Source organism: Novosphingobium sp. AP12 (assembly GCF_000281975.1).
GTDB lineage: Bacteria > Pseudomonadota > Alphaproteobacteria > Sphingomonadales > Sphingomonadaceae > Novosphingobium.
In genome coordinates this window covers 1-26,088 of the sequence record NZ_AKKE01000176.1, presented here as the reverse complement: position 1 = coordinate 26,088, position 26,088 = coordinate 1, and the positions used below count along the sequence as shown (strand labels likewise).

Here is a 26,088-nt window from a genome sequence, read left to right as displayed (position 1 = left end):
CCGACTGGCCCCGGCGGTCCAACTGGCCCGGGAGGTCCGACTGGTCCCGCAGGTCCAACCGGTCCTGGAGGGCCTACCGGTCCGACGGGTATGACCGGCCCGGTTGCCGGGGTCACCATCGGCGGTAATCCAATCCTCGGCCCCAGCGGCCCCGGGACGCTGATCGATGTCAACGTCACACCGGGCACCTCGACGGCCAATGGTGGCAACATCGCCGTAGATGTCCTGACGGGCGACGGCCACGTTGTGAATGTCGCTCTGCCTACGACTACCGCCCAGGCTCAGGAAGCGTTGGCACCGGTCGGAACGCTCGCCGGCTCCCTCCTGGGAAGTCAGGTCGGCGCGACTGTCACGCAGGTCACGAACGGACTTTCTCCCACCGTAGCCGGCGTCACGTCGACGGTCAGCCAGGTGACTACGCCACTGCTCGACACGGTCGATGCAGTGCTGGCACCGGTCGTCGGACATAACGGCATCCTCGCGCCGGTGACCGGACAGCTCGGGGGTCTCGTCGACGGGCTGGCTGGAAGCCTGCCGGGAGGCGGAACTGGCCCGGCTCCGGCCTATGCCGGCCCGCTCGTCGGCGTGGACCTTGGCAACAATGTCCTGACGGGGCCGAGCAGTGCTGGAACCCTCGCGGGAGTTAACGTGCTCTCGGACAACCCGGGGCTCGTTGCTGGGCAATTGGTGACGGCCGACGTGCTTGCCGATGGCAATGTCCTTGACGTGACGCTGCCGACGACGGCTGCGGGGGTGGCGCAGGGTCTGGCGCCGGTGGGTAACCTCACAGGCTCGCTGCTCGGTCCGCAGGTCGGGGCGGCCGTCACGCAAGTGACCAATGGACTGGCTCCGGTCGTCGCGCCGGTAACCGCTGTGGTCGATGCGGTAGCCTCGCCGGTGCTCGACACGGTGAATGGAACGCTGGGCCAGGCGGTCGGCGGCATCGGCTCAGGGGGTAGCACGGGCAGCGTCCTTGCTCCGGTCACCAGTGTCGTGGGCGGCCTTCTCGGAGGCGCTGGGAGTGGCTCGGGTGTGTCCCCCGTGACCGACGTGGTCGGTGGGCTCCTGAGCGGCGCTGGCGGTGGTTCAGGGACAGGCGATGTCCTTGCCCCGGTGACCGGAGCAGTCGGTGGGCTCCTGGGTGGTACCGGCAACGGCACCGATACCGGCAATGTCTTGGCGCCCGTGACGGGTGTCGTCGGGGGAGTGCTGGGCGGTTCGCTCAGCGGGTCTGTCGGCGGCTCGGTGAGCGGTTCGCTTACGGGCTCCGTCGGCGGCGTCGTCGGCGGACTGCTGGGCGGCACAGGTAGCACGGCCGGCACCGGCTCGCTGCTGTCCCCGCTGACAGGGCTCTTGGGGCGCACAAGCAATTAACGAGGCTGGCGTGTCCGCCGCTCTGTTGCCCTCCCCCAAGGTTGGACACGCTGCAGCCCGCCCTCGGATGAAGGGGCGGGGGGAGGGGGTGGCCCCGCCATGGCCACCCCCTCCGTTTCTTTCCCGAAAGCTAGGGGAGCCTTTGGGAACGGGAAAAGGAGGATCTCATGTCGAACCACACTGCACTCTACGCCCGCGATTTGCTCCGTATCGCACTCGACTTGCTGGATGACGAGGAATCCCTCACCGCGACTGCCATGATCTTGGGCGCAATCGAAGTCCTCGACCACAACACCGAGCCGGCCGGACATCGGGCGGCGTACCGGAAGATCGCTCGCTACCGGTCGCCAGGAGCGAACTGCCGGAGCTGCGCTTGAACGGAATAGGGACTTATCCGCAGCTAACGACGTGATAGAATAATCCAGCGTTGTTATTGATTTGGAAACGGACAACAACCTAAGTGACAGTAACTAGCAACGGACCGAACGAAGCCGGGCTAGTGAGAAAAGAGAGGTAGTAGCATGCGCAACGGAGAGGCGCTGGTTCTCCTCATCGATGACGTAAGCGCGATCGTCGAGGAGTTGCTGACGTTCATGGAGCTTCACGGCATCCCTGCGATCGGCGTGCTGGATCTCGACGAGGCGATCGCCGCGTTGGAGGCGAATCCTTCGATCCGAGTGCTCGCCTGCGACGTCCGGCTGGGCCGCGATTCGGGGCTTTCGATCATTCCACGCATCCGCGATCACGCACAGCTTAACACGCGCTACTTTCGCTACCTCTTCATCACCGGCGACCAGCTTCGCCCAGACCCCGCGCTTCTGATGCCGGACCACATGGTCCTCACGAAACCTGTGCAACCGCGGGTCCTGATAGACGTCCTGCACGATCTGCTGGGCGACCCTGAACTATTGACGCAGCAGGGAGGCGCTTGACGATGAAGCCGAACGAAATCACGCAGCGCGATATCGACAACTGGAGCCGGTGCACGCCGACCACCCAGCTATGTCGCCCCACGACGTGTGCTGCGGAGCCAGCTCCCCGTGACAGCTTCGACCTACGTGAGGCGCGGCAGCTGTTCGACACGCTGGCCGCGAAATCTCGGCTAGCCGACCTCGGCGAACAGTCGTCCGCTTTGGCGCACGAGCTTCGGCAGCCGCTGTTCTCGATATCCGTCGCGAATGAGAACCTGCGCATGATGCTGGGCCGTTCGGACATGACCCGAAGCCAGTTGGACAAGGCGATCACCCGCATTGCTGAGCAGGTGGAGCGGGCGCAGACGATCATCGACCGAACCTTGGCCTACGCGTCGGGACGGGACATGGGAGTGGTCAGCGCGGATGTGGCAGTTGCAGCCAACAATGCGGTCGAGTTCCTGCGTCCGCTTTTCGAGACAGCCGACATCGAGATCGATGTCGGCGGCGCGCGGATGTCCGCTGCTGTCGGGCTTTGCCAGGTCGAAGCGGAACAGATCTTCGTCAACATCCTGCGTAATGCGGCCGAAAGCATCGAGGCACGCCGCGAGGCAGGATGGGAAGGGTCCGGCCGTATCGCGATCTGCATCATGAAAAAGGGCGACATTCTTCAATGCGTCGTCTCTGACAATGGCGCCGGTGTTTCGTGCGAGGTGGCGACGGCTGTGTTCGAGCCTTTCTTCACCACCAAGCCGCGCGTCGGCACCGGCCTTGGTTTGCACATTTGTCGGCAGGCCCTGCAAAAGGTCGGCGGCGAAGTGCGGCTCCTCGCGGGCAAGCGAGAAGGTGCGCGCGTTGAGATCGAACTGCCTCTCTCCCTGGGCAGCTAACGCAAGCTCAAGATCAGATGTCGTCGCGTCCCAGTCGGATGACGAAGCGCACCGGCTGGCGATCGCGCACCAGACAACGGAAGTCGCTCGATGCTTCCTGCGCAACCTGTTCCACCAGCCAGAGTGTCGCCTCGTCTATACGCCGGCTCGGCATGGGGCGGCCACTGCCATCGGTGGATTCGACAGTAATGACGATATGCGCCGGCGTCACGGCCGCGTGAAGTACCACGTCCCCACGCAGCTTCATGCCATCCGTGCCCAAGAATCCTCCGAAAGCGCTGAGCAGAGCGGCTACCGCCATCATTTCCAGCGCACCGTGCTGTTCCGGCACGAGATGGTCGAGGGCATTGCCACGAAGCTGGACAGCGACTCCGTGATGGCGGACGTTGGATTTGGTGGCCGCCAGAGCCCGTTCCAGCGCGCTGCGCACGGTCAGCTGGCCATCGCCGTCGCTGCCGTCTCGGCCAAACCAGCGAAACAGGCTGAGGATGCCAGCCGCGCCTTCGGTATGTGAGGCGATCCGCTTGACCCGCTCCTGTAGTTGTTGGCGGCTTTCGTCATCGATGGTCAGATGCTCGATGATGTAGTCCATATTGGCATTTGCCATCGAGATCACGTTCAGGGGCTGCGCCAGGTCGTGGAGCATGCCGCTCGTTATTCGGCCCAGCAGCAGGTCCCGGGTGACTTCGGCCAGGCCCCCGTCCCCCCAGGCGAGCAACCGTGCATCGACGACGGCCAGATGACGGGTGATACCGGCGCCGATGAAGGCCGCACAAATGGCCGCAACTGCGATCGACACGTGGTTCGCGGGGCCAGACAAGAGGAAGTGCAGGCTGAAAGCCGCGCTGCCGATGATCATCGCCAGCAGCCACGACCAGCGCGACGCCTGCAACAAAGCGGGTGCGAGGCGGCGCGGGAAAATGGCGGCCGCCACCATGAGCGCCAAATCTGCCCAGTACACCGCCGATTCACGCGCGCCTGGTACAACAAAGAGACCGCCGGCAAGCAGGGCTGCGATGCCCATCGACATGGCGGTTCGATGTAGCACGAACAGTCCCCCGGCTGCCGTCGCGCTCAATATTCCGGCGCCGGGGGCTTCAGCTGCCGTCAAGCCCAGGATCAGAGCGCAGATGGCGATCGCGGCCGGATAAAGCCGCGTACCATCTTCCCAGGCCCGAACCCGCCGCGTGCGTTGGGAGTATGGTATTATGAGCAGGCCCCCCTGTGCATCGTCCTATCCTCTGTGCAGATCATCGTTGTCGACATGCTTCGCGTTCGCTCCTGCCCGTCGCACTCGGCGTGGGTCCGCGATAATAGCATGAACTGCCGATTGGCTCCCAATTGCCATGCGCAAAGGCCGGCCCATCTGCCGGAAAGTCAATGCGAATCCACGAAAATTCCGCACTACCTCAAGCAGGTCCATCCCACACGACGGTGTCGCGCAAACCTCTGTTCTTATTAGCCACGCTGTAAGAGCAAGTCACGAAAAGAACCGATGTGAAAGTGACGTCTTTGGCGGAGCGAACAGCGCGCGGCCCCAGTTCCGGAAGTACTTGAGTGCCTCAGTCCCCACCCCGCGGAAGGCGCGCCCACCGCAGGATTTGCGCGCGGGCGCCGATGCCTTCGCATTGGCTTCTTCTCCATGCCCTCTGAATCGGCGACGCGCTATCATTGAGGAATGAGGCCGAAACTGCCCCGGTTCGGGACACTTGGCGGATTTCGGGCCGCACGGGCACGGTCCGGTTTGCGTAAGCGCAAAATCTAAGGGGAATTACATGCGCTTGGGTTCGAAGGCGAAACTGACGATAGCGATCGGCGTCGTGGCAGCCGCCACGTTTAGCTTTCTCGGCGTTCGCGAACTTTCGCGGTCTTCGGCATCTCGGGCCACGCCTGTCGTCACTGCGGCGGACCGTCCGACGACGACCTCCGGCATCGTTTTCGCCACGACCACCCGCGACGTGAAGATCGGCGAGACCATCCGGGCCGACATGATCCGGAACGCTGCCTTCGACCCGGCGCGGGTCCCGATCGCGGCCACCCCCGCGGAAGCTATCGGCCGGGTCGCGACGCGGGACATCGCCGCCAATACGCTCATCCCTCGCGGCGCGCTCGAGCAGGAATCCAAACTGGCGATCCGCGTGCCGGTTGGCATGCGTGCGATCAGCATCGACACCACCGCCGAGATTGCAGTGGCAGGGCTGGTGCGACCGGGGGACCGGGTGGACGTCCAGGTCGTCTACCCGGGCGAGGATGCGATAGGCGGTGCGCGGGGTAACGGTCGCAGCCGCGCGCGCGCATTGCTGCAGATGGTTCCGGTGCTTGCGGTGGGTGACGTCGTGCTCGGTACGCAGGCGCAGGGCGGAGTTGCCGATAGCGTATCCTCGCCGCCGCCACCCGCGCGCACCGTGACGCTGGCGCTTACGCCCCAGCAGGTTTCCGAACTCTCGCTCGCGAAGAGCACCGGCGCACTTTATCTCTCACTGCGCAATCCCGAAGACAGCGTCGAAGTCTCCTCGGTGCAGATCGCGTCCTCTCCGGAGCCGGCGCCGCGCGCCCTGGTCGCCCCTTCCGCACCGGCAATCGGGCTCGCTTCCCAGGCGCCGCCCCGGCCTGCAGCACCTGCCCGGCCAAAGCCGCATGCCATCGAGCTCGTCGTCGGCGGCAACCGTGAAGTTATCTATTCGGGGAGTGGCTCGCGTTGAAAGCCCTTATCGCAGCAGGTCATGTCGCCATTGGAGTGCTCGGGCTGGCATCCGGTGCAAGCGCGCAGGAGCAGCGCGCTCTGCAAGTCGACGAAGCGCGCACCCTTTCCTTTTCCCGCTCCATCGGCCGGGTCGAGGTGAGCCGGGAGAAGGTGATCTCGGTGTCGTCACCCTCGGCGAAGTCGCTGCGCATAAAGGGGCTCGGTGCCGGCACGACCACCCTCAGCGTCTACGCCCCCGACGGATCACTGATCGACGAGACGCAGATCGCGGTCGATCGCGAGGCGCCCTCCTTCTCGGCTTCCGGCGGTCCGTTTCGTCCGGGCGAGAAGGTCGTTGCCGTCGATCTTCAGTTCGCGGCGGTGTCGTCCTCGACGCTAAAGGCATTGGGCTTCAACTTTGCCAAGCTCTCGGGCGACCTGCAGGGAGCCGTCATCTCGCCAAGCAGCTTGAACGGGGCGAGTTTCAACCGCTCTGGGCTGGAAATCGACGCCTCTGCACCGATCCAGAGTGCGTTCAATCTGTTCCTGGCGGCCCCCAACCGGGGTATCGGTGCAGTGCTCAGCGCGCTCTCCGCGAACGGACTCTCGCAGCTTCTCGCACAGCCCACTCTGCTGGTGCGTTCGGGGGCCGAGGCGGAGTTCCTTGCGGGCGGCGAGTTTCCCGTCCCGGTCCCGCAGTCCAGCGCGGGTACCGGCACGACGATCTCGATCGAGTACAAGAAGTTCGGCGTAAGCCTGAAGGTAAGGCCTTACGTTTTTTCCGAGAGCAATATCGTTCTCGATATCGAGCCCGAAGTCAGCGAACTGGACTATAACAACGGCGTCCAGCTCCAAGGCTACGTGGTCCCCGGCATACGCCGCCGCTCGACCAAGACAACGGTTGAGCTGGGCAGTGGCCAGAGCTTCGTCATCGCCGGGCTCAACTACACCAACAGCTCGGTGAGCAAGGACAAGGTGCCGTTCCTCGGCGACCTGCCGGTGCTGGGTGCTTTCTTCAAGCGGCAGCAGAACCAGAAGGAGCGGCAGGAATTGATCATAGTCGCCACTCCCCGGCTGGTGGAACCCGAGGCGGTTCAACCGATGCTGGCGAAGAACATGACGACGCTCGATCCGAGCGTCGGACAGATGATCGTGGGTGACGACGGTGTCGAAAAAGCCGTCAATGCCTTCGGCGTGGTGAGGCGCTGACATGGTGCGGATACATCTTCTCTCGATCGATCACGCTCTGGCCCAGCGCATCTCCGATGCGATGGGCGCGCATGTCTCGGTCGACATGGCGCAGTCGCTCGAGGATGCGACGTTCGATGGCCCGGGCATCGTCGTCATCGACCATGCATCGATACCGGCCGAGCGGGCGATGGCTTCGGTGATTGCCGAGGTCTCGCAGGCTGCTCCAGGCCGGGCGGTGGTGCTTGCAACGGAGGACATGTACGCAGTACAGGTCCTCCAGGCGATCCGCTCGGGCGCTACCGACGTCATGCCGCGCGGCGCCGTGGCTTCCGAAGTCAGTGAAATCCTCTCGCGTGTGCTCAACAGCGCGCTGGCGACGCAGGGCCGGCTGGGCCGGCTCACACTGGTGCTGGGGACGGACCGCGATGCTACCGCGATGCTTGCCACCGACATGGCGCTGGCGCACAGCCTCGACGGTCCCGCGACACTGCTGATCGACTGCACGCTGCCTTCCAGCACTGCCGAAGCCTACCTCGATCTCAAGGTCGACTACGGCCTGGCGGCGGCCGTGACTGACCTCGATCGCATGGACGCGAGCCTCCTTAACGACGCGCTGGCGCGGCATGAAGCCAGTGGTCTGTCGCTCCTCACGCTCGACGGCGGGACTGGTGCCGAGCCCGTGGGCATTGGCCCGACGGACATCGTCGGGCTGGTACAACTCCTGCGGGCAAGCTGCGCCCATGTCGTTCTCTGCGGCGGCAGCTTGCGCAATGGCGGGCTGCTGCGCGAACTGGCTTCGCAGGCGCAGAGTATCGAAGTGGTCTGCAGCCAGTCCATCCGTGAACTCGACGCCTGCCGGCGTCTGCTCGACCGCGTCGCGCTGGACACCGCCAGCGCGCAGCGTCTGCGGCTGCTGGTCTGGGATCATGATCCGCGCATCCTTCTTGACGGAAGGCGCATGGCCGACGCACTCGACATCGACGCCATGATGGGCATCCCGACCGACCGGGTGAAGATGCGCAATGCCCTGAACGCCGGGCGACCGATGATGACCGAGCGTGATGGGGGCCTCTATGCGCAAGCCATCCGGCGCGCGAGCGGTATTGCGGCGCCGGCGAAGACCGCGAGCTTCGGCATCGACAGGATGCGCAAGGCCATCCTGCGGTCGGCGGAGCGCACCGCATGAGCCTGCTGACCCAGGAGGGCCCGGAAAGGGGCAGCGAGGGCGGCGTCGTGGAGGGCCGGCGGAAGGCGCCTATCGCCCAGCCTGCGGCACAGCGGATGAGCGACAGCTATCAGTCGGTCAAGGCGGCGACCTGCCGCCAGGTCATCGAGCAACTCGAGGCGCAGGGCGTGACGGCCGAGGCACTCGACCGGCCAGGGCTGCGCGCCGAAATCGAGCAGGTCATAAACAGCCGCAGCCGGCGCGGTCAGTTGGCGCTCAACAGCGCGGAACGTCTGTTGATGGTCGAGGATGTCGAGGATGAGGTGGTCGGCCTCGGCCCGCTGGCGCCCCTGCTGCGCGACCCGACCATCGATGACATCATCGTCAATGGCGCAAACACCATCTACGCAGAACGTAGCGGGATCCTGGAACGGGTCGAGACGCGTTTCCGCGACGATGCACACCTGATGAACATCATCCAGCGCATCGTCGGCCCGATCGGCCGCCGGGTCGACGAGGCAACGCCCTTCGTCGACGCCCGCCTGGCGGACGGCTCGCGCGTCAACATCGTCATCCCGCCAATCGCTCTCGACGGCCCGCTGGTGTCGATCCGCAAGTTCCGCCTGCAGGCGCTCAGCGTGGATGACTGCGTAACCGGCGGGACCATGAACCAGGCGATGGCGGCCTACCTCACCAGCGCGGTCCGCTCGCGGCTCAACATCCTGATCTGCGGCGGAACCGGCGCGGGTAAGTCCACGCTGCTGAACGTGCTATCGAGCTGCATCAGCAATAGCGAGCGCCTCGTCACCATCGAGGATGCAGCGGAACTGCAGCTGCGACAGGATCACGTCGTGCGTCTCGAAACGCGCCCACCCAATGTCGACGGCAGCCGTGAAGTGAGCGCGCGCGACCTCGTGCGCAATGCACTTCGCATGCGGCCCGATCGCATCATTCTGGGTGAGGTGCGCGGGGTGGAGGCGGTGGAAATGCTGCAGGCCATGTCGACGGGCCACGACGGCTCGATGGCTACGCTGCACGCCAACACCCCGCGTGATGCGTTGTCCCGCCTCGAAATGCTGCTCGGCTTTGCGGGCGCGCAAAACGACGTGCGCGCGGTGCGGCGCTTCGTGGCCAACAGCATCCACGTCATCGTCAATATCCAGCGCCTGTCGAACGGCAGCCGCCGCATCACCTCCGTGGCCGAAGTCACCGGCGTGGAAGGCGAAGCGTATACTCTCAACGAACTGTTCCACTTCGAGGAGCAGCCGGCGATGTCCGGCGAGGGGCTTTTCCGCACGGTATCGCCGCGTCCGTACCACGCAGCGCGGATGCGCGATTATGTGATGCCGCTCGTCGGCGCGAAGGAGGGCGCCGCATGGTGAAGGGGAGCGCCTATCTGCTGCTGGCGCTGCTGATACTGGGCGCAATGGCTTATGTCTGGTTCTCCTCGCGGGCGCAGGGCAGGGTGGTTCTCGATCGCCGGCTCGCCGCGATTTCCAAGTCGGGCGCCGAGCCCGCAAGGACGGTCATGGCCGTGACCGTGCCCGAGCGGATCGCCCCTTTGCTCGCGCGCGCGCAAATAGAGCTCACCGTTCCGGCGCTGCAGGCGATCCTGGGTGCCGTCCTGATCCTGACGCTGATCGTGCTGCTTCTGGCGGGTCCAGCTGCCTCGTTGATCGCCTTGGTTGGCCTGCCCGCCGCGGCGCTGTCGTGGCTCCAGGGCCGTGCCCGCAAGAGGGTCGAGGCACTGACCGACGCGCTGCCGCTCTATCTTGACGGCGTCCGCCAGCTGCAGGCGGTGGGAAATTCGCTGTCGCAGGCGCTCGAGCGCGCGTTGGCAGACGCGCCGGACTCGATCCGTAGTTACTTCGCACCGGCCGCCCGTAAGCTGGCGATGGGCGCGCCAGTGGCCGAGACGATGCAGCAACTGGCCGACCGCCTCCAGATACCTGAACTGTCGATGCTCGCCGCCGCGATACGCACCAACCTGCGTTATGGCGGGTCGATCTCGACGGTGTTCGGCAATCTCGCCGGCATCCTGCGCGAGCGGGTGCGCATCCGCCGCGAACTCGCTGCGGCGACGTCGGAGGCCAAGGTCAGTTCGCGTGTGCTCATCGGCATGCCGCTCCTCTGCATGGTGATGCTCGTGGCGATGAACCGAGCCTACATCGATTTCTTCATCTCCGACCCGCGTGGGCAGAAGATGTCGGTCATCGCGATCGGGCTGGAATTCATGGGCATCGTGATCATCCGCCGCATGATGAGGCTCGCGTTCTGATGGGCGGAGTTCTCGCCTTCCTCTCTTTCGCCGTCGCGATCGGCGGAGTGGTGCTCATTGTGGCGGGAATTCGGTGGCTGCATGTAGACTCCCGACTGCGCGTCCGAATTGAAGGGCAGGCGATGCGCTCCCTGGGGCAGCCGGCACGCGGCTGGCAGGGATTGCGGCCGCCACGGATTCCTCTCGGCAAGGGACGCGACCGCGACGAGATCGAAAAGCGCCTCCGCACCGCCGGTTACTTCGAGCCGGGCGCAGTGGATGTCTTCGTTTTCCTGCGGATCGCCGCGTCTCTGGTCGTCGCGGTCGCATGCATGGCGACATGCTGGGCAGTCACCGGTAACCCCTTCAAGCCGATCTTCCCAACCTTTGCGCTGACTGGTCTCACCTACATCGGCGCCAAGTACGCGCTGCAGATGCGCGCGAGTGCCCGCGAACGGCTGCTCACGGCCGAATTTCCCTTCCTGCTCGACCTCATGCTGATGATGCTCGAAAGCGGGGTATCGCTCGACCAGTGCTTCCGCGGTATCGCGCGCGACGAGCGCGTGGCGGTGCCAAACCATGCGCGGCTGGTGGCGATGCTGGTCGAGGATCTCGACCGCGGGCAGGACTATCAGGTGGCGTTCGAGCGCTGGGCGGCGCGAGTCAATGTGAACGGCTCGCGAGAGCTTGCGGCGCTGTTCCGGCAGTCGCTGTTCCAGGGCATGGAACTGGTGCCGGCTCTCCGCGAATTCATCCGCGAGTTTTCCCAGCGCCGCGTCGCCAGCGCACGCGAGGCGATCGGCAAGATCACCGTGCGCATGGTGGTCCTGATGCTGGTGTTTTTCATGCCGGCTCTGTTCATCGTTCTGGCGGGACCGCCGGTAGCAGCCATCTTCGACACCTTGCGGAGTAACTCGCGATGATCCGCCTATTCATGCTCGCGGCGGCCCTGCCGCTGACGATGTTGCCGTCGGGGCCGGCGATTGCTGCAAGTACATCCGTGGATGGCAATGATCCCTCGACGCGGGGCCTGTACATGGCGCTGATCCGACAGGCCCGGACCGACGGCCGGCCGCGCGCGGCAATCGCCTATCTCGACGATTTCGACCGCAGGCATCCCGACGACCGGGAAGGGCAATTGCTGCGCGTCAACTGCCTGCTCGACCTTGACCAGGTGGCGGCGGCAAGATCTGCGCTCGGGCGCATTCCGACGAGTGATCGCAGCGGACCGGCGCAGGCGGTCCGGGGCCATGTACTCGCGGCGGAGGGCAAATGGACGCAGGCTGCAATGCAGTATGCTGCAGCGCTCCAGGCCAGCCCGGCCGATGCTTTCATCGGGAACGCGCTGGGCTATGCGCAACTGCGCTCGGGCGAGCCCGGGTTGGCCGTCGAGACACTGCGGGGCGCGCGCGATCTTGCACCTGCCGATACCGTTGTGCGCAACAATCTGATCCTCGCTCTGACGATGACCGGTCGTCTCGGCGAGGCCGAAGCCATGCTGAACCAGGTCACCGACGCCAGGGAAAAAGCTCTGCTGCGCCAGCAGGTCGCGGGGGAGGCAATGAGACTCGCCGCAGCGCAAAGCGAAGGGTCATGAACTTGCTGCGACGCCGCCATCATCGGCCCGATCGGCGCAAATTGTTGCCCGACGAGCGCGGTGCGATCGCGCCGATGATTGCGGTGCTCGCGCCATCTCTGCTCGTCGCCACCGGATTGGCGTTGGATGTCGGTCTGTATTACTCGGGCAATCGTGAATTGCAGGCGGCCACCGAAGCCGCTGCGCTCGCTGCGGCGATGTACCCCGCGCAGGCCCGGGCTCGCGCCGAAGGCTACCTGACGAGGAACGGCTTCGACGCGTCGATGATAAAGACGGTCGAAGTTGGCTATTATTGCGCCAACGATGCCGATAAGGCTGCAGCTAACGCCGGCTCGCGCTTTTTCCTGCCTAATGCCCGTCCCGTTCAATGTACGGGGAGTTCGCTGGGTATCCCCAACGCCGTGCGTGTGAGGACGGGCGGCGACAGCCGTCAATTCCTGTCGGGTGTGCTGGGCAGTGCCAGTCCCATCCCGCAATTGGCGGCCACATCCAGTGCCGCGCGTGTCGACGAAGCAGGCATCGCCACCACTTCCGATGTGCTGAGCCTTACGTCGGGGCGGATCACGGCCACGCTGGTGAGATCGGTAAACAGTCTGCTGGGCGCACTCCTTGGCATCACGTTGAACTTGTCCGGTCCCGATATCGATGCGCTGATGCGCCACGATGTCGATGCCGGGAAGTTCTTCGACGCGCTCGCGAAAAGCAAATGCGGGACCTGCACCTATCAGGAGCTCACACAGGGCACCTATAGTCTGCAGGACATCGCCTTCGCTGCCGCCGACGCGACATCGGATCCGGGGACGGCCACGGTCCTGCGCGCGGTGGGAGTTGCGGGCAGGAATTACATGGTTCCAATGTCGGGCCTGTTCGGGCTTGGTGTCTGGAAGAACAAGCTGGCGGGAGAATCGAACGTGAAGCCGGCGCTGCGGGCCGGCCTCAATGCCTATCAACTGATTGCCTTTGCCGCGCAGGCAGGCCCCGGTGCGATCGACCTCTCCGATGCGGTCAGCCTGGTCGTGCCGGGCAGTACCGTGCGGCTGGCCGGCGTCTACAACGGCCCCCGAGCGCGACCTCGATTCGCGTTCGGACCGGCGGGGACGGAAACCGAAGTCGGCAATTCGGCGCTTCGACTTAAGCTGGAACTCGGTCTTGGCAACATCAGCGTGCCGCTGCTGCTGGGCGCCCCGATCGCGGTGAATTCAGTGCCGGTACTGGTCGATGTGGCGGCCTCGTCAGCGAGGATCACCAGTATCTCCTGTGACGGAAGCTCGGAACAGGGCGTGGATACCCAGGTAACCGTGCAGGCTTCGAGCGGGCTGGTGAATGCCTACATCGGCGACGCTCCTGCCAGCGTGATGACCAAGGCGATCATCGCGCCAAGCGACATTCAGCAAGCCAACATCGTCAATCTGCTCGGCATCGTGAAAGTAGATGCCCGTGCCGTGGCAGGGCCGGTTCTCGGGAATTCCGGCCCGCTGGTGTTCGGCAAGAACGCGCAAGGCACCATTGGATCACCGACGACGCCGGGCAAGTCGGCTCATATGGCCAATGGATCGCAACTCGGCCCGCTGCTCACCTCGTTGCCGAGTTCGCTGGTCGCCCAGAACGGCCTGAAGGTCACCCTGCTCGGCGCGTGCATATGGCCCCTGTGCGATGCCCGTGCTCAGGAAGCGCAGGTTACCCAGCAGTTCGTCGCATCGCTGACGACGCCTATCTCTGGCCTCGTGGGGAACACCGTGGATCCGCTGCTCGACACGCTGCTTGCCGCCTTGGGAATCCAGCTGGGCGATACGACCGTGTGGATCACTGGAGCCCGGTGCGGAGTCCCCGTCTTGATATGAACCAAACCGATGTGGATGTTATATCAGGAATTGGGTCCAATTTGACCCTATTAACGAAATTTATACTGTTATATTCTTAAATTTACTGAGCGATATGGCTCGCTATATGAACCAATACTAAAAAAATCACAAACGCGTGTTTATGAATTGTCGCGCATTCGAGCCCCTTCTGCTCGAAATGGGTGTTCTCAGAAGAAGGAATGGGGAGTGCTACAAATGATTACTTCAATCCGTAACCTCATCGTCCGCCTGCGCAACGACGAACGCGGCCTGACCGCCGTTGAATACGCCGTACTTGGCGGTATCATCGTCGGTGCACTCGGTATTATTGGCGCCGCCTTTACCACTGAGCTCGGCACTGCCTTTGGAAGACTGATCCCTTAAGGAGATCAGGTGGTGTGCATCTCAGCAAGGATGGTTTCTAGACTGCTGAAATGCGATCGGGGAATCGCGGCGCTGGAGTTTGTCATGCTGGCTCCGGCGCTGCTGTTCCTGGTCTTCGGCATCATCGTCTATTCGATCTACTTCACCGCCTCGATGGGGGTGAGGCAGGCGGCATCCGAAGGTGCGCGGGCCGCCGTGGCGGGGCTCTCCACGGCGGAACGCGTGGCACTGGCCCAGACACGGGCGAGTGAAGTCATCGCAAATTACCGCTCCGTGCTGGGCACCACGGCCCAGCCGGTGATCACCGCGCGCGCCGGTGCGACCACCGGCACTTTCCGTGTCGACGTGAGCTACGACATGAGCGGCAGCCCGATCATGCGCTACGTCAACTTCATCCCAATGCCTTCTGGCGGGGTGCAGGCGAGCGTCACCGTGACCAACGGAGGATACTGACTTGGAAGCCGCAGGATACTTCTACCTGGCCTTTTTGATCCTGGTACTGCTGCCGGTGGTTGTGCTGCCATGGGAAGGACAGACGACGCCGGATTGGCTCTATCTCGTACTGGCCGGTTGCGGCCTCGCCAATGCCGTCGTCCAGGGCGGCATCCCCGCTTTTCTCCTGTCCTGCGCCGCTGGACTCGGATGCCTGGTGGTGGCCGGATGCACGGTGACTATGCTGCGGTTGCGGACCCGGGCGCGAATACTCACCGGCGGGCAGATTAAATTATTGTCAGCGGGCGGAACGTGGCTGGGCGTCAGTGGCAGCTTGGCTATGATCGCGGTTGCCATATTCGCGCTTTTCCTGATAGCTGCTTTTCAGAGGATGGGGGCGGTTCGGCGGCGTCCCGATGCATCGGCCATCGTTGCGGTAGCGATTGTCTCGGTAGCCATGCAACAAAATCTGCCGGGAATGTGATAAGGCATTCGCTAACAACAATAGGCGGGGTGCGAGGTGCCTAAGAACTGGCGAACGAGACTTGGATCTTTACTGGGACCCAACGGGCCGGGCGTGGAGGATGGACAATCGGAGGGCGCCGATGCGTACACTCCCACCCCGTCGGAGATACCCGAAGCGATAGAAGCGGGCGTATTCCAGCAGATCGAGCCAGTCCTTATCGTCGACGACGATGAGGACTGGGGCAAGGAATGTGCCTTCAGCCTGCGGCAGATGGGTTACGAGCCTTTCGTCGCATCCAGCGCCGACGAGGCATTGGCACTGTTCGTCGACCACGACATCACGATCGCTATCGTCGACTACAACCTGCCGGGTCTCGACGGGGTCACCTTGATCCAGGAAATGGCCCAGCAGGCTGAGGCCGAGGGGCGGCAACTGCGCTTCATCATGGCGACGGGCTACGCGACCAAGGATGTTGCGATCGACGCAATGCGGGCTTCGGCCATCGATTTCCTCGAAAAGCCGATCAGTCCGGTGGACTTGCGCCGCGCCTTGCAGCGGGTTCGGGGCATGCCGCCTGCAACCGGCTCGCGCAAGGTCCTGCTCGACAAGATTTCCAATCTCAGCACCGAATTGCAGCGCCTCGCCCATCTGATGGACGAACCGGGACGCGGCGCCGCGCCGGAGCCGCAGGCCGTGTCCAAGGTGCCGGTAATCGCCGCTCCGTCATTCGCGCCGGGCGATCCGGTGGAACCACAGCACCTGATCTGCTTCATCCGCGACCAGCTGCGCCGGGAGACCAAGCGGCGTGAGATCGGCGGGGGCGAATTGTTCGGCGATCCTGCCTGGGCCATGCTGCTCGACCTGCTGCTTGCGAACATCGAGGGGCGGCGGGTCTCGGTATCGAGCGCCTGCATCGCCTCGGGTGCGCCGATGAGTACGGCACTGCGGCTGGTGCGTCGGTTGGTGGACGAAAGCGTCCTGTGCCGCCTGCCTGACGAACAGGATCGGCGCCGGCACTTTCTGGCGATCAACCCCAAGTTCGAACAGCCGCTGGTGGAATACCTGTCTGAGCAGGTGCGTCAGCGCGGCTGAGCGCGGCCGGCCCTTATCCGAAGGCGCGCTTTTCGTAGACGGTGGTGATGGCATCCCCGTCCCAGACGTAGCACAGGTGCCGTTCCTGCCGGCAGTTCGAGAGCAGGCGCGGGCGGAACACTGCGGCACATTCGCCGCCTTCGTGGCGCACGCTGCCATAGACGATGCCATCGGAATTTTCGGCGCGAAGGGTCAGGGCCAGCGCTTGGGAAGCCCCATAAAAGTCAGGGTCGTAGATGCCGGGCAGTATATGGCCTAAGTCACGCACATCGTGCATCCTGGCGTCGAGGTCGACGGCGTAGACCCGCATGTCCAGCTCCTGCGCGGGCTCGTCGGTCCAGATCATGAAGCGGGCGCGGTGATAGGTCGTCTCGGCGAGCGCCGTCTCGATCGTCAGTGCCGCGTAAAAGACGCCGAAGCTCCCATCGGTGAAGCGGTCCCCGTGCGGATTGAGGTGGGTGAAAGCGGCCATGACGGGTGTGGAGCCGGGGCCCGAGACACGGTCCTCGGGCGGGATCAGCGCGAGATCGCCCAGTTCCTCGCGCAGACGGTCGTTGGTCATCGCCTCGAGCGCGAAGACGGCGTCGAGATCGGCGGGGTCGGCAACGGCATCGAACACAGAGATCGGGGGAAATCGGCTCGGCACGATGCGATAGCAGGGCGTCCAGTGGACGCGGGAGACGGGTATGTCCATGAGCGGTCCAGCGGCTCAGCCGCGCTGGGCGTCGATGTAGCGGCGTACTACGTATAGGTCGGCGACATTGCCCGAGATCATGCGGTCCAACGCCGATCGGCCGCCGAACACCGGGCTGGCATTTGGTTTGCGCACCCATTCGTCGGCGGTGCGGGGCAGCAGGATCTGAAGCCCCTTGTAGATGCCCAGGACGTAGGAAATCCGCTCCAGCGCGTCCTTCGGGATCGCCGATACCGCACCGCGCTTCCAGGACTGGAAGGTGGAGCGGCTATCAAGCCCGAGCAGGCGCATCTGCTCCTGTTCCTTGAGGTCCCAGGCATCCGCTATGCGGAAGAACGTGCGAAGGGCAGGGCCCGTCAGCTCCTTGCGGTCGGGGGCAGCGGCGGGAGATGCGGTAGCCATCGCGATCCTTTCTGATCGCCATATGTGCGATATCTGATCAAATTTCAAGTAATGATCACATATCGCCTACTGCTGGCATCTCAGGCCGCGATAGCTTCCGACCGTGCGTCAAGCATGACCCGGTTGCGACCATCCCGTTTGGCACGATACAGGGCTGCATCAGCGGCCTTGATGAGGGTGGAGCCATCGCGCTCCATCGATTCCTCCCAAGTCGCGATGCCGAAGGACATCGTCAGCGACCCGAGCGTACGTCCGCCCTGCTGGACCATCAGTTCGCTGATCCCCTGCCTGACGATTTCGACGCGGTTGGCGAGCGTGGCGGCCGAAGTGCCCGGCGCGATGATCGTGAACTCCTCGCCGCCGAAGCGGCAAATCACGTCGCCGTCGCGAAAGCGGCTGCGCATCTCGGCGGACACCGCCTGCAGGACGGCGTCGCCGGCCTCGTGGCCGAACTCGTCGTTGAAGCGCTTGAAGTGATCGACGTCGCACATGACGAGGCTGAGCGGGCTGCCCGACCGCGATGCGCGCGCGATCTCGAGCGCCAGCGTTTCTTCCATGTAGCGGCGGTTGAACAGGCTGGTGAGGGGATCGCGGATGGTCTGCTCGCGAAGGCCGCGCTGGAGGCGGTGGTTGACGAGGGCCGACGCGATGTTCTCGGTCAGCACGGTCAGGCGGAAGCGGTTTTCGGCGCCGACCACGCCCTTAAGGTAGAGCACGCCGATGACCTCGCCGCCTGCCAGCAGCGGCTCGCAGTGGTAGTGGTGGGTTTCTTCGTCGCCATGCGTAGTGGCATGGGCACAGACGATGTCGGAGCCAGGCTCGACCACGAAGTGACTCTGGCCGCGGCGCAGCGCCCAGCACTGGTCGGGCGCGAAGCCGGCCGCGGCGACTTCCAGCCCGCCCCAGGCTGCAATCGGCACCAGCAGGTTGCGGGAATTGTTGTGGGCGTAGAGCGCGCCGGGGATTTCCGGCAGGACGCGCGGCACGAAGACGCGGATGATCGAGGCCAGTTCCTCGTCGGTCCGGGCGGCCTGCATGCGGTGGGCCATCCCGCCCAGCAGTTCGATCACCTCGCCGCGCTCGCGCAGGACTTCGGTGTTCTGGCTCAGTTCGAGATTGGCGACGCGCAGGCGTTCCTCGCTGTCCACCTGGTCGGCGACCGCGTGTTCAAGCTCGTCGGCCATGGCGTTGTAGCCCTTGGCGAGCCGTTCGAATTCACTGGACTTCATGGCCTCGACGACACGCGCGCTGCGGTCGCCCGCGCCGAGCTGGCCCATGACGGTCATCATGTCGTCGACGGGTTTGCGAACGCGGTGGATCAGGCCGACCGCCATGAAGCCGATGAAGGCGAGCATGATGGGGATGCCCACCAGCACAAGCCAGCGGTTGTAGTTCAGCCGGCGCTCCACGATCTGCGTGCGGGTGAGCGACAACGCGCGCTCTTCGTTCAGGAAGTCGCCGACACGGGCATCAACCAGCTGCATGAGATAGCGGCCGCGTCCAGAAGCAACACTGGCCTGAGCGCCGGCAAAGTCGCCGGCGCGGGCCAGCCGGGCCACTTCTTCGAGTTGGTCGGCACGCTGGGCCACGACTGTGCGGATCTGCGCGGCGCGGGCGTTCTGGGCGGCGTTGTCCGCGGTCTGGATCATGAGATCGCCGGTCGCGCGCCGGGCTGCTGCCAGCTCGACTTCGACGGCCTCGCCGAATTCCGGATTGCGGGTCAGGGTGTAGCCGCGCTGACCGGACTCGGCCTGCTGGAGGTGCTGCAACGAGGCATTGGCGGTCTTGAGGACCTGCGACGAATGCGTGACCCAGGTCAGGCTGTCTCGCATCTGGGATGCGCCTTCCAGCAGCAGCCCGGCAAGCAGGGCCATCAGCAGGCACAGGATGCTGCAAAGCACGATGATGCGGTTGGATAGCGACCCGACCAAGGGAATCTCCGTAGAACGGTGAGGCCCTGCACTCTGTCAATTACGACCGCGTTGCAATCGAATTCCATCGCGGTCACGCGACGCAGAGTTGTGCCTGCGCGACGAGACATTTACGCTGCCACGTCGCGCATCGGCCGCGATTAAGCGATGGTCGGGACGATGCCACCTTCGACGCGGATCGCCGCGCCGTTGGTGATGGCGCCCAGCGGGCTGGCTAATAGGGCGACCTGCGCAGCGATCTCGTCGGCCTCGATCAGGCGGCGGATCAGCGAGAGCGGGCGCAGTTTCTCGAAGAATTCCGCCTCGCGCTCGGCCTCGGGCGCGTCCTTGTTGTCGACGACCGAGCGGATGAACTCGACGATGCCTTCCGAGCGAGTCGGGCCAGGCAGGACCGAGTTCACCGTCACGCCGGTGCCGCGCGTCTGCTCCGCGAGGCCGCGCGAGATGGCGAGCTGGGCGGTCTTGGTCATCCCGTAGTGGATCATCTCGCCGGGGATGACGAGGCCGCTCTCGCTGGCGATGAAGATCACACGGCCCCAGTCCTTCGCCAGCATCCGGGGGAAGTAATGGCGGGCCAGGCGCGCACCGCTGACGACATTGATCTCAAAGAACCGGTGCCAGTCCTCGTCCGTGATGTCGGTGAAGGACTTCGCCTCGTAGATGCCGAGGTTGTTGACGAGGATGTCGACGTCCGGCGCGGCGGCGATCAGAGTGGCGGCGCCTTCGGCCGTCCCCGGATCGGCGAGCACGGCGCGGACCTTGCCCAAGGCGCCGACCCTGGCGGCGGCTTCGTCGAGCTTGGCCTGATTGCGGCCGGAGATGACGACTTCGACGCCTTCCTGCGCGAGGCGTTCGGCGATGGCGAGGCCGATGCCGGCGGTCGAGCCGGTGACGAGGGCGGTCTTGCCGGAAAGCTTGAGATCCATGGGGACGGTTCCTTGATTGCGTTGAGCGGGAATGTAGGTCGGGTCGCTATTGATGAACAGGTCGCAAGCAGGCATCTCAGAAGTGATTGAAACGCACGGATGGCAGATGGACAACCGCTTCGGCGAAATGCAGATATTCCTCGCCGTCGCGCAAGGCGGCAGCTTTGCGTCGGCCGCGAAGGCCCTGCGGCTGACGCCTTCGGCAGTGAGCCGAGCGGTCGCCCGGCTCGAAGCAAGGCTGGGCGCCCAGTTGGTGTCTCGCACGACGCGGGCGCTGGCTCTGACTGCGGAGGGCGAGGTATACAGGGCACGCGTGGCGGGACTGGTCGCGGAGATCGACGAAGTCGAACGCGGCTTCGGCCGGGTTGACGAGGCACCGCGCGGGCCGCTGCGGATCAACGCCTCGGTGCCCTTCGGTACGCAGTGTCTGCTCCCCATCCTCCCGCGATTCCAGGCGCTCTATCCAGACGTGGTCGTCAACCTGGCCCTGTCCGACACGCTGGTCGATCTGGTGGAAGAGCGGGCTGACATCGCGATCCGGATCGGCCCGCTGCGCGACACCGGACTCAAGGCGAAGAAGCTGGGGCGCAGCACGATGGCGGTCGTTGCCAGCCCGGATTATCTGACCGAGCGCGGCGAGCCCGCCCATCCGCGCGATCTTTCAGCGCATTCGTGCCTGCAGTTCAGCTTCCGCCGCTCAGTCGACACCTGGCCTTTCCTGATCGACGGCGCCGTTGCGCAACGTCCGGTGGGCGGCGCGTTCCTCGGCAATTCGGGGGAGGTGGTTCGCCTGATGGCCAGGGCCGGCGGCGGTATCGCGCGGCTCGGCCGTTTCCACGTCAGCGCCGACCTTGGCTCGGGCCGCCTCGTGGAGATCCTGCGCGCGTTCAATCCCGGTGACCATGAGGACATCCACGCTCTCTATGTCGGGCACCAGCGGCTCGCCTCGCGTATACGGGCGTTCCTGGACTTCCTCGATACGCATTTACGGCTGGCGACCGCCCAATAGGTGTGTCGATGAATATGAGTGGATTTGTCTACACGTATTAAGACATTGCTCAAAAGATCGGCGGGAAATATACCTTTGGGAAATATCCGATCCTTCGGAGTCGCGATTATCGTTGGTGGTGGAATTCAAGATTTCGGCCGGCGGCCGTTACTTGAGAGTTCTACGGCTCGATCGCATTTCGTGGAGGGATATGGAACAGGTTGCCAAGGCTGGCGGGGGGACGTGTATCTCGAGGGTCGCCCGCGGGCGAGACCCTTTTCTCGCTTCGCTCGTCTGGCAGCTCCTGCTCGGGCTGAGCCTGGCTTTCGGAGTTGCCGGCTGCGCGCAGCAACGTATCCACACCAGCAGTTGCTCGCCGCGCCTCCTGCCCGTCAAGCTCGACCGCGGGGCCGGCATGGACGTGGCTCGTGCCTCCGGGCCCACGTATAGCGCGGCCATAGAGGCCAACGCGCGGGGTAACGCCCAGCTTGAGGCGGCCCGTGGGACCACGATCAACCATCTGGTACTGTCCGGCGGGGGCAAATGGGGCTCGTTCGGGGCCGGCTTCCTCCACGCGCTGCCTGACAGGCCGGTCTACCGCGTGGTTACCGGCGTCAGCACGGGGGCGCTACAAGCCAGCTTCGTGTTCGTCGGAGACCAGGAGGTGCCCGCTGGAAGGGCGAGTATATACAGCCCCACCAACGATCTCGCACTGGCCGAAGGCGATGCCCGGCCAGGCGAGGGACGCCGCTTCATCGACGACTTGCCGCGCGCCTATACGGTCACGCGCTCGGAGTCCGTCATCCTGCGGCGAGGCGGTCTCGTCACGGCGGCGCGGCGGGGCGCGGCAGGGGATTTCGCGCCGCTGCGCCGCCGGCTCGAACTGCTGCTCGATCCGGACACGATGGCACGCATCGCCGCCGCTGGAGACGCCTCGCGCGGGCTCTACGTCGGTGTCATCGACGTCGACACCGGCGATGCCTACGCGGTCGACATGGTGGACCTCGCGCGGCAGGCGAGTGCAGGGACCGAAGGCTTCCGGGCGGCGCAGGCCTGCTACATCGACGTCCTGATCGCCAGCTCTTCCGAACCGCTGGAAGCCGAGCCGGTGTTCTTCAACAACGCCCAGCTGCCGGCGCTCAACCCGCACATGTACATGGACGGCGGTGCCCGGTTCGGCGTGTTCCTCGAGGAAGTGCTCGACGCCGCGGGTAACCCTGCGATCGCCCGTGGACCGCGGATCGACACCGCCGTGGTCGTGAACGGGGACATGCGGGTGCCGATCTACACTGCCGATTCCCCGGCCCGGCGGGGCGAGCGATGGGACCTGCTGCAACTTGCCAATCGCAGCAAGGACATACTGGTCGACCAGGTCTACAACTTTTCGGTCGACCGCGTGCTGCGCTTCGGGGGCGAACGGGGCGCGGTGAAGCTGGTGACCGCGCGCGGTTATGCGGACCATCACTACCCTGGCGAGGATGGGCCGACCTGCGCACAGTGGCGCAGCACCGAGCAGGACATTCCCTTTCCCCCGATCTTCATAAAGTGCCTGATCAATTTCGGCCGCTGGAGGGCGGCGCAGACTGAACCCTACGACATCGTGAAAGGCATGCCGGCCGACACCGGCGCGGGAACGGGAGATAACTGATGCCTGAAAAGATGGGGGCCGACGATCAGGACCGGATCACGCTGAACCTTGCCCGCTACGTGGTGTCGCCCGCCATCATGCAGGCATTGCAGACGGAACCGGGCGGCACGGAAGATGCGGCGGCGCCCACGGCGCCGACCATCGTGGAGCTCAACGTCAATTACCCGGCCGGCATAGCGGAGGCGCAGCGCGTCGCTGCCCAATGGCTTGCCGAGCAGGGCGCGTCGCCCGAGGATATCGACACCAGACGCAGCATCTATAACGTCTTCGCAGCCCTTTCGGAAAAACAGCTGCATGCCATCGAGGACAAGGTGCGGACCACGTCGCCCAGCCCGATCTTCCGCATCTGGCCGGACGAGGAGCTCAAGCCGCTGATGAACAGGTCGGTGCGGACGATCAAGGGCGATGCCTGCTTCACGGTCTACAAGTCCTCGGGCGAGGAGATCGTATGGGCTGTCGCCGACAGCGGCGTGGATGCGGGGCACCTTCACTTTCAGCGCCACCAGACGACCGTGTTGGACGCTGGGCTCAAGCACCGCGATTTCACCGACGCGAACCTCGAGCAAGGCAAGGCGTTGGAGGACGCCTATGGCCACGGAACCCACGTCGCCGGCATCATCGCAGGCGAGACCCGGCTAAAAGAGGAAAGGCCGCGCGAAGGGCCCACTACCGGGATGCTGCAGGACAAGGCGGGCCCAGAAGCCCTGCGGCTCGTCGCGCGGCGGGTTTCCGAAAAGCGGGACGTCGTCGCCGAGGTCCAGAACCTTCCGGGCTCGCTCACCGGGGTGGCGCCGCTGGCCAAGATCATGAGCCTGAAGGTGCTGGATGACGCCGGCAACGGCAGGGCCAGCAACCTGATCTCAGCTCTGGAGTATTTGGAAGAGGTCAACACGCACGGCCGGTTGATCCGCGTGCACGGGGTCAATCTCTCGGTCGGTTATGCATTCGACGCGGAGCTCTTCGCGGCGGGCCATTCGCCGCTCTGTACAGCGGTCAATCGCCTAGCGCGCAGCGGCGTCGTAGTCGTCGCGGCAGCGGGCAACGACGGGGCCGCGCTGCTGACGCCGGAGGGAAGGACGTCCGGCAAGCGCATCGGGCTCGACCAGTCCATCAACGATCCCGGCAACGCGGAAATGGCGATTACCGTGGGGGCGACGCACGGAGAGGAGCCGCATCGCTACGGAGTGTCGTACTTCTCGTCGCGCGGGCCGACCGCCGACGGCCGGATGAAGCCGGACCTGGTGGCGCCCGGCGAACAGATACTTTCGTGCGTGCCCCGGGGCTCAGTCAAGGCGGGCGATCTGCTCGACCGCATGGAAGACGAGAGTGCATTGCCCGAGGACGCCGCGCTTTACCGTGAATTGAGCGGAACCAGCATGGCCGCCCCGCACGTCTCCGGCGCGATCGCCGCTCTGCTGTCCGTGCGGCGGGAGTTCCGCGGTGAGACGGAGAAGGTAAAGCAGATCTTCGTGAACAGCTGCACCGACTTGAAGCGCAAGGTCGATTTCCAGGGCGCCGGCCTCATCGACCTGATGCGCGCCATGCAATCGATCTGAAGGAGCGGACCCGTGGACGAACTCAGCGGACTACCCTTTCGCATGCTGGCATTCGACAAGGACGGAGACTGCCTCACCCGCAAGGACCCTTTGTTTCCCGACGGGACGACGGACCTGCTGGTTCTCAGCCATGGCTGGAAGAACGACGAGGACGACGCGCGAGCGCTGTATGCAGGCTTCGTCGAAGGCATGCTGGCGGCGGCCGGACCGGTGCTGCCGGTGCGCCGCTTCGCCGTGGTGGGCATATCCTGGCCGTCGTTCCGGTTCAGGTCCGACCTGACTCTCCTGCCCGACGATTTCGTCGACCCGGACATGGGCGGTGCGGCGGATGCGGGCGCGGCGACCGACCTCTCCCGCGCGGAGCTGGAGAAATACGCCGCCGAAGTCGCGGCCGAGCTGGGGATCCCGAACATCGGCGCCTTCGTCGGGAACGCCAGGGCTGCGGCCAAGGGCAGCGAAGCCGCAGACGCCCTGGTCGAGCAACTGCGCGATGCCGTGCGCCCTGCCGGCGGCCATGCCGCCGAAAGGAAGGAACATGCCCCGCTGTTCAAGACCCCGGGCGGCGATCTCGTAGAGGAACTCGTGCCTCCGCCGCCGCTGCCCTCCCCGCCCGTGGGCGACAATGACGGGGGCGACGCTGCCGGCCTGGGAAGCGCGATCGGGGGTGCGTTCAAGCGTTGGCTCACCGGCGGACGCGCGGGCGTGGCCCGGTTGTTCAACCAGTTCACCTACTACGAGATGAAGGCGCGGGCGGGCACCGTCGGCAAGGCGCTGGCGGGGATACTGGATGCGCGGTGCCCGGCCGAGGTGCGCATTCATTTGATCGGACACAGCTTCGGCGCGCGGCTGGTGACGGCGGCTGCGAACAAACTAGATCAGCGCAAGGTCGCCAGCCTCACCCTGTTACAAGCTGCCTTCTCCCACAACGCCTTCAGCGCGGCCAGGCCGACCGGCGCGTTCCGGGGCGTGATCACGGCAGGCAAGGTTGATGGGCCGATCATCGTCACTCATACCCACAACGACACGGCGGTGGGGTTCTTCTACGCTGTCGCCTCGCTGGCATCTGGCGAAGTGGCGGCCGGCGTGGCGCTTTCGCGGATCATCGGCGGGCCCGGCGACAGCCATGGCGGTCTCGGAGCCAATGGCGCCCAGCGTCTGGTGGCCGCGGAGGTGTTCCAGCTGACCGGCGCTCTCGGCGTGGTTCCCGACGCCAGGAAAGGCCGGGTCACCAACGTCCTCGCCGACAGTTTCATCAAAAACCACAACGACGTCGGCGCGGCGAACGCGGGGCCGATCATCTGGGCGGCCGTCCGGGGGGCATGACCCCGGCGGTCAGGCCCGGAACGTCGCCTTGGGAACGTGCGTGATCCGGCAGGCGAGGTCGGCCTCCCCCGAGGCGACGACGTAGTGGTCGCCGACCTCGGCGATGCCGGTGGTGAACACCACGTCGCGCAGGTACATCAGGTCCTCGATCGGGCGCGTGAGATCAGGGTCTGCCTCCAGCAGGGGTTCGTGCCGGGTGCGCAGCACCACGCTCGGATCGTCCTTGTCCAGCAGCGACCAGTAAGTGCGGTAGATGCCCACGATCTCCTTGGGCTCGACACCGTGCCACAGCGTCAGCCAGCCCTCGTCGGTGAGGATCGGCGGGGCACCACCGCCG

At 65.0% G+C, this 26,088-nt stretch carries 25 protein-coding genes and 1 pseudogene; 20 read left to right on the top strand and 6 right to left on the bottom strand.

The window, feature by feature from the left end:
* Positions 1-90: 90 nt before the first annotated feature.
* The 4 genes from PMI02_RS25245 to PMI02_RS25225 all read left to right on the top strand — a co-directional run bounded on the left by PMI02_RS25245 (position 91) and on the right by PMI02_RS25225 (position 3,175).
* On the top strand, positions 91-1,374 hold the full coding sequence (locus PMI02_RS25245) for a hypothetical protein (RefSeq protein WP_007688414.1): 1,284 nt from the start codon (positions 91-93) through the stop codon (positions 1,372-1,374).
* Between the two features lie 167 nt (positions 1,375-1,541).
* Positions 1,542-1,751, top strand: coding sequence for a hypothetical protein (locus tag PMI02_RS25235; RefSeq protein ID WP_007688412.1), 210 nt, complete (start codon positions 1,542-1,544; stop codon positions 1,749-1,751).
* 144 nt (positions 1,752-1,895) lie between these two features.
* Entirely contained in the window at positions 1,896-2,306 is a 411-nt protein-coding gene (locus PMI02_RS25230; protein ID WP_007688409.1) for a response regulator, read from the top strand.
* A gap of 2 nt (positions 2,307-2,308) precedes the next feature.
* Complete coding sequence (locus PMI02_RS25225; RefSeq protein ID WP_007688406.1) at positions 2,309-3,175, top strand: sensor histidine kinase; 867 nt, start codon at positions 2,309-2,311, stop codon at positions 3,173-3,175.
* 13 nt (positions 3,176-3,188) lie between these two features.
* Here the strand turns inward: PMI02_RS25225 and PMI02_RS25220 are convergent, their stop codons facing one another.
* Positions 3,189-4,205, bottom strand: a complete 1,017-nt coding sequence (locus PMI02_RS25220; RefSeq protein WP_162130173.1) for a hypothetical protein — start codon at positions 4,203-4,205, stop codon at positions 3,189-3,191.
* Between the two features lie 745 nt (positions 4,206-4,950).
* On the opposite strand from PMI02_RS25220, the gene cpaB reads away from it, so the two are divergent.
* From cpaB to PMI02_RS25160, 12 genes are all read left to right on the top strand, one after another.
* Positions 4,951-5,877 carry a Flp pilus assembly protein CpaB gene (gene cpaB, locus PMI02_RS25215; protein ID WP_007688401.1) on the top strand — a complete coding sequence of 309 codons (927 nt, stop codon included), beginning with the start codon at positions 4,951-4,953 and terminating at the stop codon, positions 5,875-5,877.
* On the top strand, positions 5,874-7,067 hold the full coding sequence (locus PMI02_RS25210; RefSeq protein ID WP_007688400.1) for a type II and III secretion system protein family protein: 1,194 nt from the start codon (positions 5,874-5,876) through the stop codon (positions 7,065-7,067). The genes cpaB and PMI02_RS25210 overlap by 4 nt, the downstream gene beginning before the upstream one ends.
* A 1-nt stretch (position 7,068) precedes the next feature.
* Positions 7,069-8,235, top strand: a complete 1,167-nt coding sequence (locus PMI02_RS25205) for a hypothetical protein (protein WP_007688398.1) — start codon at positions 7,069-7,071, stop codon at positions 8,233-8,235.
* Entirely contained in the window at positions 8,232-9,596 is a 1,365-nt protein-coding gene (locus tag PMI02_RS25200; RefSeq protein ID WP_007688396.1) for a CpaF family protein, read from the top strand. The genes PMI02_RS25205 and PMI02_RS25200 overlap by 4 nt, the downstream gene beginning before the upstream one ends.
* Complete coding sequence (locus PMI02_RS25195) at positions 9,590-10,492, top strand: type II secretion system F family protein (RefSeq protein ID WP_007688394.1); 903 nt, start codon at positions 9,590-9,592, stop codon at positions 10,490-10,492. Before PMI02_RS25200 ends, PMI02_RS25195 begins: the two co-directional genes overlap by 7 nt.
* Positions 10,492-11,394 (top strand): type II secretion system F family protein, encoded by a 903-nt coding sequence (locus PMI02_RS25190; protein ID WP_007688392.1) that lies wholly within the window; start codon positions 10,492-10,494, stop codon positions 11,392-11,394. Before PMI02_RS25195 ends, PMI02_RS25190 begins: the two co-directional genes overlap by 1 nt.
* Complete coding sequence (locus PMI02_RS25185) at positions 11,391-12,068, top strand: tetratricopeptide repeat protein (protein WP_007688390.1); 678 nt, start codon at positions 11,391-11,393, stop codon at positions 12,066-12,068. The genes PMI02_RS25190 and PMI02_RS25185 overlap by 4 nt, the downstream gene beginning before the upstream one ends.
* Positions 12,065-13,909: a pilus assembly protein TadG-related protein gene (locus PMI02_RS25180; protein WP_007688389.1), complete on the top strand. Its 1,845-nt coding sequence runs from the start codon at positions 12,065-12,067 to the stop codon at positions 13,907-13,909. The genes PMI02_RS25185 and PMI02_RS25180 overlap by 4 nt, the downstream gene beginning before the upstream one ends.
* 216 nt (positions 13,910-14,125) lie before the next feature.
* The gene (locus PMI02_RS25175; RefSeq protein ID WP_007688387.1) at positions 14,126-14,293 is read left to right on the top strand and encodes a Flp family type IVb pilin; all 168 of its coding nucleotides are present in this window, start codon (positions 14,126-14,128) and stop codon (positions 14,291-14,293) included.
* 30 nt (positions 14,294-14,323) lie between these two features.
* Positions 14,324-14,746, top strand: coding sequence for a TadE/TadG family type IV pilus assembly protein (locus PMI02_RS25170; protein WP_036505450.1), 423 nt, complete (start codon positions 14,324-14,326; stop codon positions 14,744-14,746).
* 1 nt (position 14,747) lies between these two features.
* On the top strand, positions 14,748-15,209 hold the full coding sequence (locus PMI02_RS25165) for a hypothetical protein (RefSeq protein ID WP_007688383.1): 462 nt from the start codon (positions 14,748-14,750) through the stop codon (positions 15,207-15,209).
* Between the two features lie 93 nt (positions 15,210-15,302).
* Positions 15,303-16,283, top strand: a complete 981-nt coding sequence (locus PMI02_RS25160) for a response regulator (RefSeq protein WP_238539159.1) — start codon at positions 15,303-15,305, stop codon at positions 16,281-16,283.
* A 13-nt stretch (positions 16,284-16,296) separates the two neighbouring features.
* Here the strand turns inward: PMI02_RS25160 and PMI02_RS25155 are convergent, their stop codons facing one another.
* From PMI02_RS25155 to PMI02_RS25140, 4 genes are all read right to left on the bottom strand, one after another.
* A complete protein-coding gene (locus PMI02_RS25155) occupies positions 16,297-16,977 on the bottom strand; it encodes an RES family NAD+ phosphorylase (protein WP_007688381.1) in 681 nt (226 codons plus the stop codon).
* Positions 16,978-16,992: 15 nt separating this feature from the next.
* The gene (locus PMI02_RS25150; RefSeq protein ID WP_007688380.1) at positions 16,993-17,379 is read right to left on the bottom strand and encodes an MbcA/ParS/Xre antitoxin family protein; all 387 of its coding nucleotides are present in this window, start codon (positions 17,377-17,379) and stop codon (positions 16,993-16,995) included.
* A gap of 80 nt (positions 17,380-17,459) precedes the next feature.
* Positions 17,460-19,253: a diguanylate cyclase gene (locus PMI02_RS25145; protein WP_036505458.1), complete on the bottom strand. Its 1,794-nt coding sequence runs from the start codon at positions 19,251-19,253 to the stop codon at positions 17,460-17,462.
* A 197-nt stretch (positions 19,254-19,450) separates the two neighbouring features.
* The gene (locus PMI02_RS25140; RefSeq protein ID WP_007688378.1) at positions 19,451-20,236 is read right to left on the bottom strand and encodes an SDR family NAD(P)-dependent oxidoreductase; all 786 of its coding nucleotides are present in this window, start codon (positions 20,234-20,236) and stop codon (positions 19,451-19,453) included.
* A 106-nt stretch (positions 20,237-20,342) separates the two neighbouring features.
* On the opposite strand from PMI02_RS25140, the gene PMI02_RS25135 reads away from it, so the two are divergent.
* The 4 genes from PMI02_RS25135 to PMI02_RS26130 all read left to right on the top strand — a co-directional run bounded on the left by PMI02_RS25135 (position 20,343) and on the right by PMI02_RS26130 (position 25,751).
* Positions 20,343-21,245: a LysR substrate-binding domain-containing protein gene (locus PMI02_RS25135; RefSeq protein ID WP_007688377.1), complete on the top strand. Its 903-nt coding sequence runs from the start codon at positions 20,343-20,345 to the stop codon at positions 21,243-21,245.
* A 190-nt stretch (positions 21,246-21,435) separates the two neighbouring features.
* Positions 21,436-22,872 (top strand): patatin-like phospholipase family protein, encoded by a 1,437-nt coding sequence (locus PMI02_RS25130; RefSeq protein WP_007688376.1) that lies wholly within the window; start codon positions 21,436-21,438, stop codon positions 22,870-22,872.
* Positions 22,872-24,428, top strand: coding sequence for a S8 family peptidase (locus PMI02_RS25125; RefSeq protein WP_007688375.1), 1,557 nt, complete (start codon positions 22,872-22,874; stop codon positions 24,426-24,428). The genes PMI02_RS25130 and PMI02_RS25125 overlap by 1 nt, the downstream gene beginning before the upstream one ends.
* Positions 24,429-24,440: 12 nt before the next feature.
* On the top strand, positions 24,441-25,751 hold the full coding sequence (locus tag PMI02_RS26130) for a DUF726 domain-containing protein (RefSeq protein ID WP_007688374.1): 1,311 nt from the start codon (positions 24,441-24,443) through the stop codon (positions 25,749-25,751).
* A 9-nt stretch (positions 25,752-25,760) separates the two neighbouring features.
* On the opposite strand, the pseudogene PMI02_RS25115 reads toward PMI02_RS26130, so the two are convergent.
* A pseudogene (locus tag PMI02_RS25115) lies at positions 25,761-26,088 on the bottom strand (glycosidase); the annotation flags it as partial.

Coding starts and splice junctions, on each gene's coding strand:
- PMI02_RS25200 (WP_007688396.1), top strand. CDS start 8,232: ATGAGCCTGCTGACCCAGGAGGGCCCGGAAAGGGGCAGCGAGGGCGGC.
- PMI02_RS25140 (WP_007688378.1), bottom strand. CDS start 20,236: ATGGATCTCAAGCTTTCCGGCAAGACCGCCCTCGTCACCGGCTCGACC.
- PMI02_RS25190 (WP_007688392.1), top strand. CDS start 10,492: ATGGGCGGAGTTCTCGCCTTCCTCTCTTTCGCCGTCGCGATCGGCGGA.
- PMI02_RS25230 (WP_007688409.1), top strand. CDS start 1,896: ATGCGCAACGGAGAGGCGCTGGTTCTCCTCATCGATGACGTAAGCGCG.
- PMI02_RS25130 (WP_007688376.1), top strand. CDS start 21,436: ATGGAACAGGTTGCCAAGGCTGGCGGGGGGACGTGTATCTCGAGGGTC.
- PMI02_RS25125 (WP_007688375.1), top strand. CDS start 22,872: ATGCCTGAAAAGATGGGGGCCGACGATCAGGACCGGATCACGCTGAAC.
- PMI02_RS25195 (WP_007688394.1), top strand. CDS start 9,590: ATGGTGAAGGGGAGCGCCTATCTGCTGCTGGCGCTGCTGATACTGGGC.
- PMI02_RS25185 (WP_007688390.1), top strand. CDS start 11,391: ATGATCCGCCTATTCATGCTCGCGGCGGCCCTGCCGCTGACGATGTTG.
- PMI02_RS25135 (WP_007688377.1), top strand. CDS start 20,343: ATGGACAACCGCTTCGGCGAAATGCAGATATTCCTCGCCGTCGCGCAA.
- PMI02_RS25180 (WP_007688389.1), top strand. CDS start 12,065: ATGAACTTGCTGCGACGCCGCCATCATCGGCCCGATCGGCGCAAATTG.
- PMI02_RS25155 (WP_007688381.1), bottom strand. CDS start 16,977: ATGGACATACCCGTCTCCCGCGTCCACTGGACGCCCTGCTATCGCATC.
- PMI02_RS25145 (WP_036505458.1), bottom strand. CDS start 19,253: ATGGCCCTGCTTGCCGGGCTGCTGCTGGAAGGCGCATCCCAGATGCGA.
- PMI02_RS25175 (WP_007688387.1), top strand. CDS start 14,126: ATGATTACTTCAATCCGTAACCTCATCGTCCGCCTGCGCAACGACGAA.
- PMI02_RS25225 (WP_007688406.1), top strand. CDS start 2,309: ATGAAGCCGAACGAAATCACGCAGCGCGATATCGACAACTGGAGCCGG.
- PMI02_RS25205 (WP_007688398.1), top strand. CDS start 7,069: ATGGTGCGGATACATCTTCTCTCGATCGATCACGCTCTGGCCCAGCGC.
- PMI02_RS25235 (WP_007688412.1), top strand. CDS start 1,542: ATGTCGAACCACACTGCACTCTACGCCCGCGATTTGCTCCGTATCGCA.
- PMI02_RS25170 (WP_036505450.1), top strand. CDS start 14,324: ATGGTTTCTAGACTGCTGAAATGCGATCGGGGAATCGCGGCGCTGGAG.
- PMI02_RS25245 (WP_007688414.1), top strand. CDS start 91: ATGACCGGCCCGGTTGCCGGGGTCACCATCGGCGGTAATCCAATCCTC.
- PMI02_RS25150 (WP_007688380.1), bottom strand. CDS start 17,379: ATGGCTACCGCATCTCCCGCCGCTGCCCCCGACCGCAAGGAGCTGACG.
- PMI02_RS25220 (WP_162130173.1), bottom strand. CDS start 4,205: ATGTCGATGGGCATCGCAGCCCTGCTTGCCGGCGGTCTCTTTGTTGTA.
- cpaB (WP_007688401.1), top strand. CDS start 4,951: ATGCGCTTGGGTTCGAAGGCGAAACTGACGATAGCGATCGGCGTCGTG.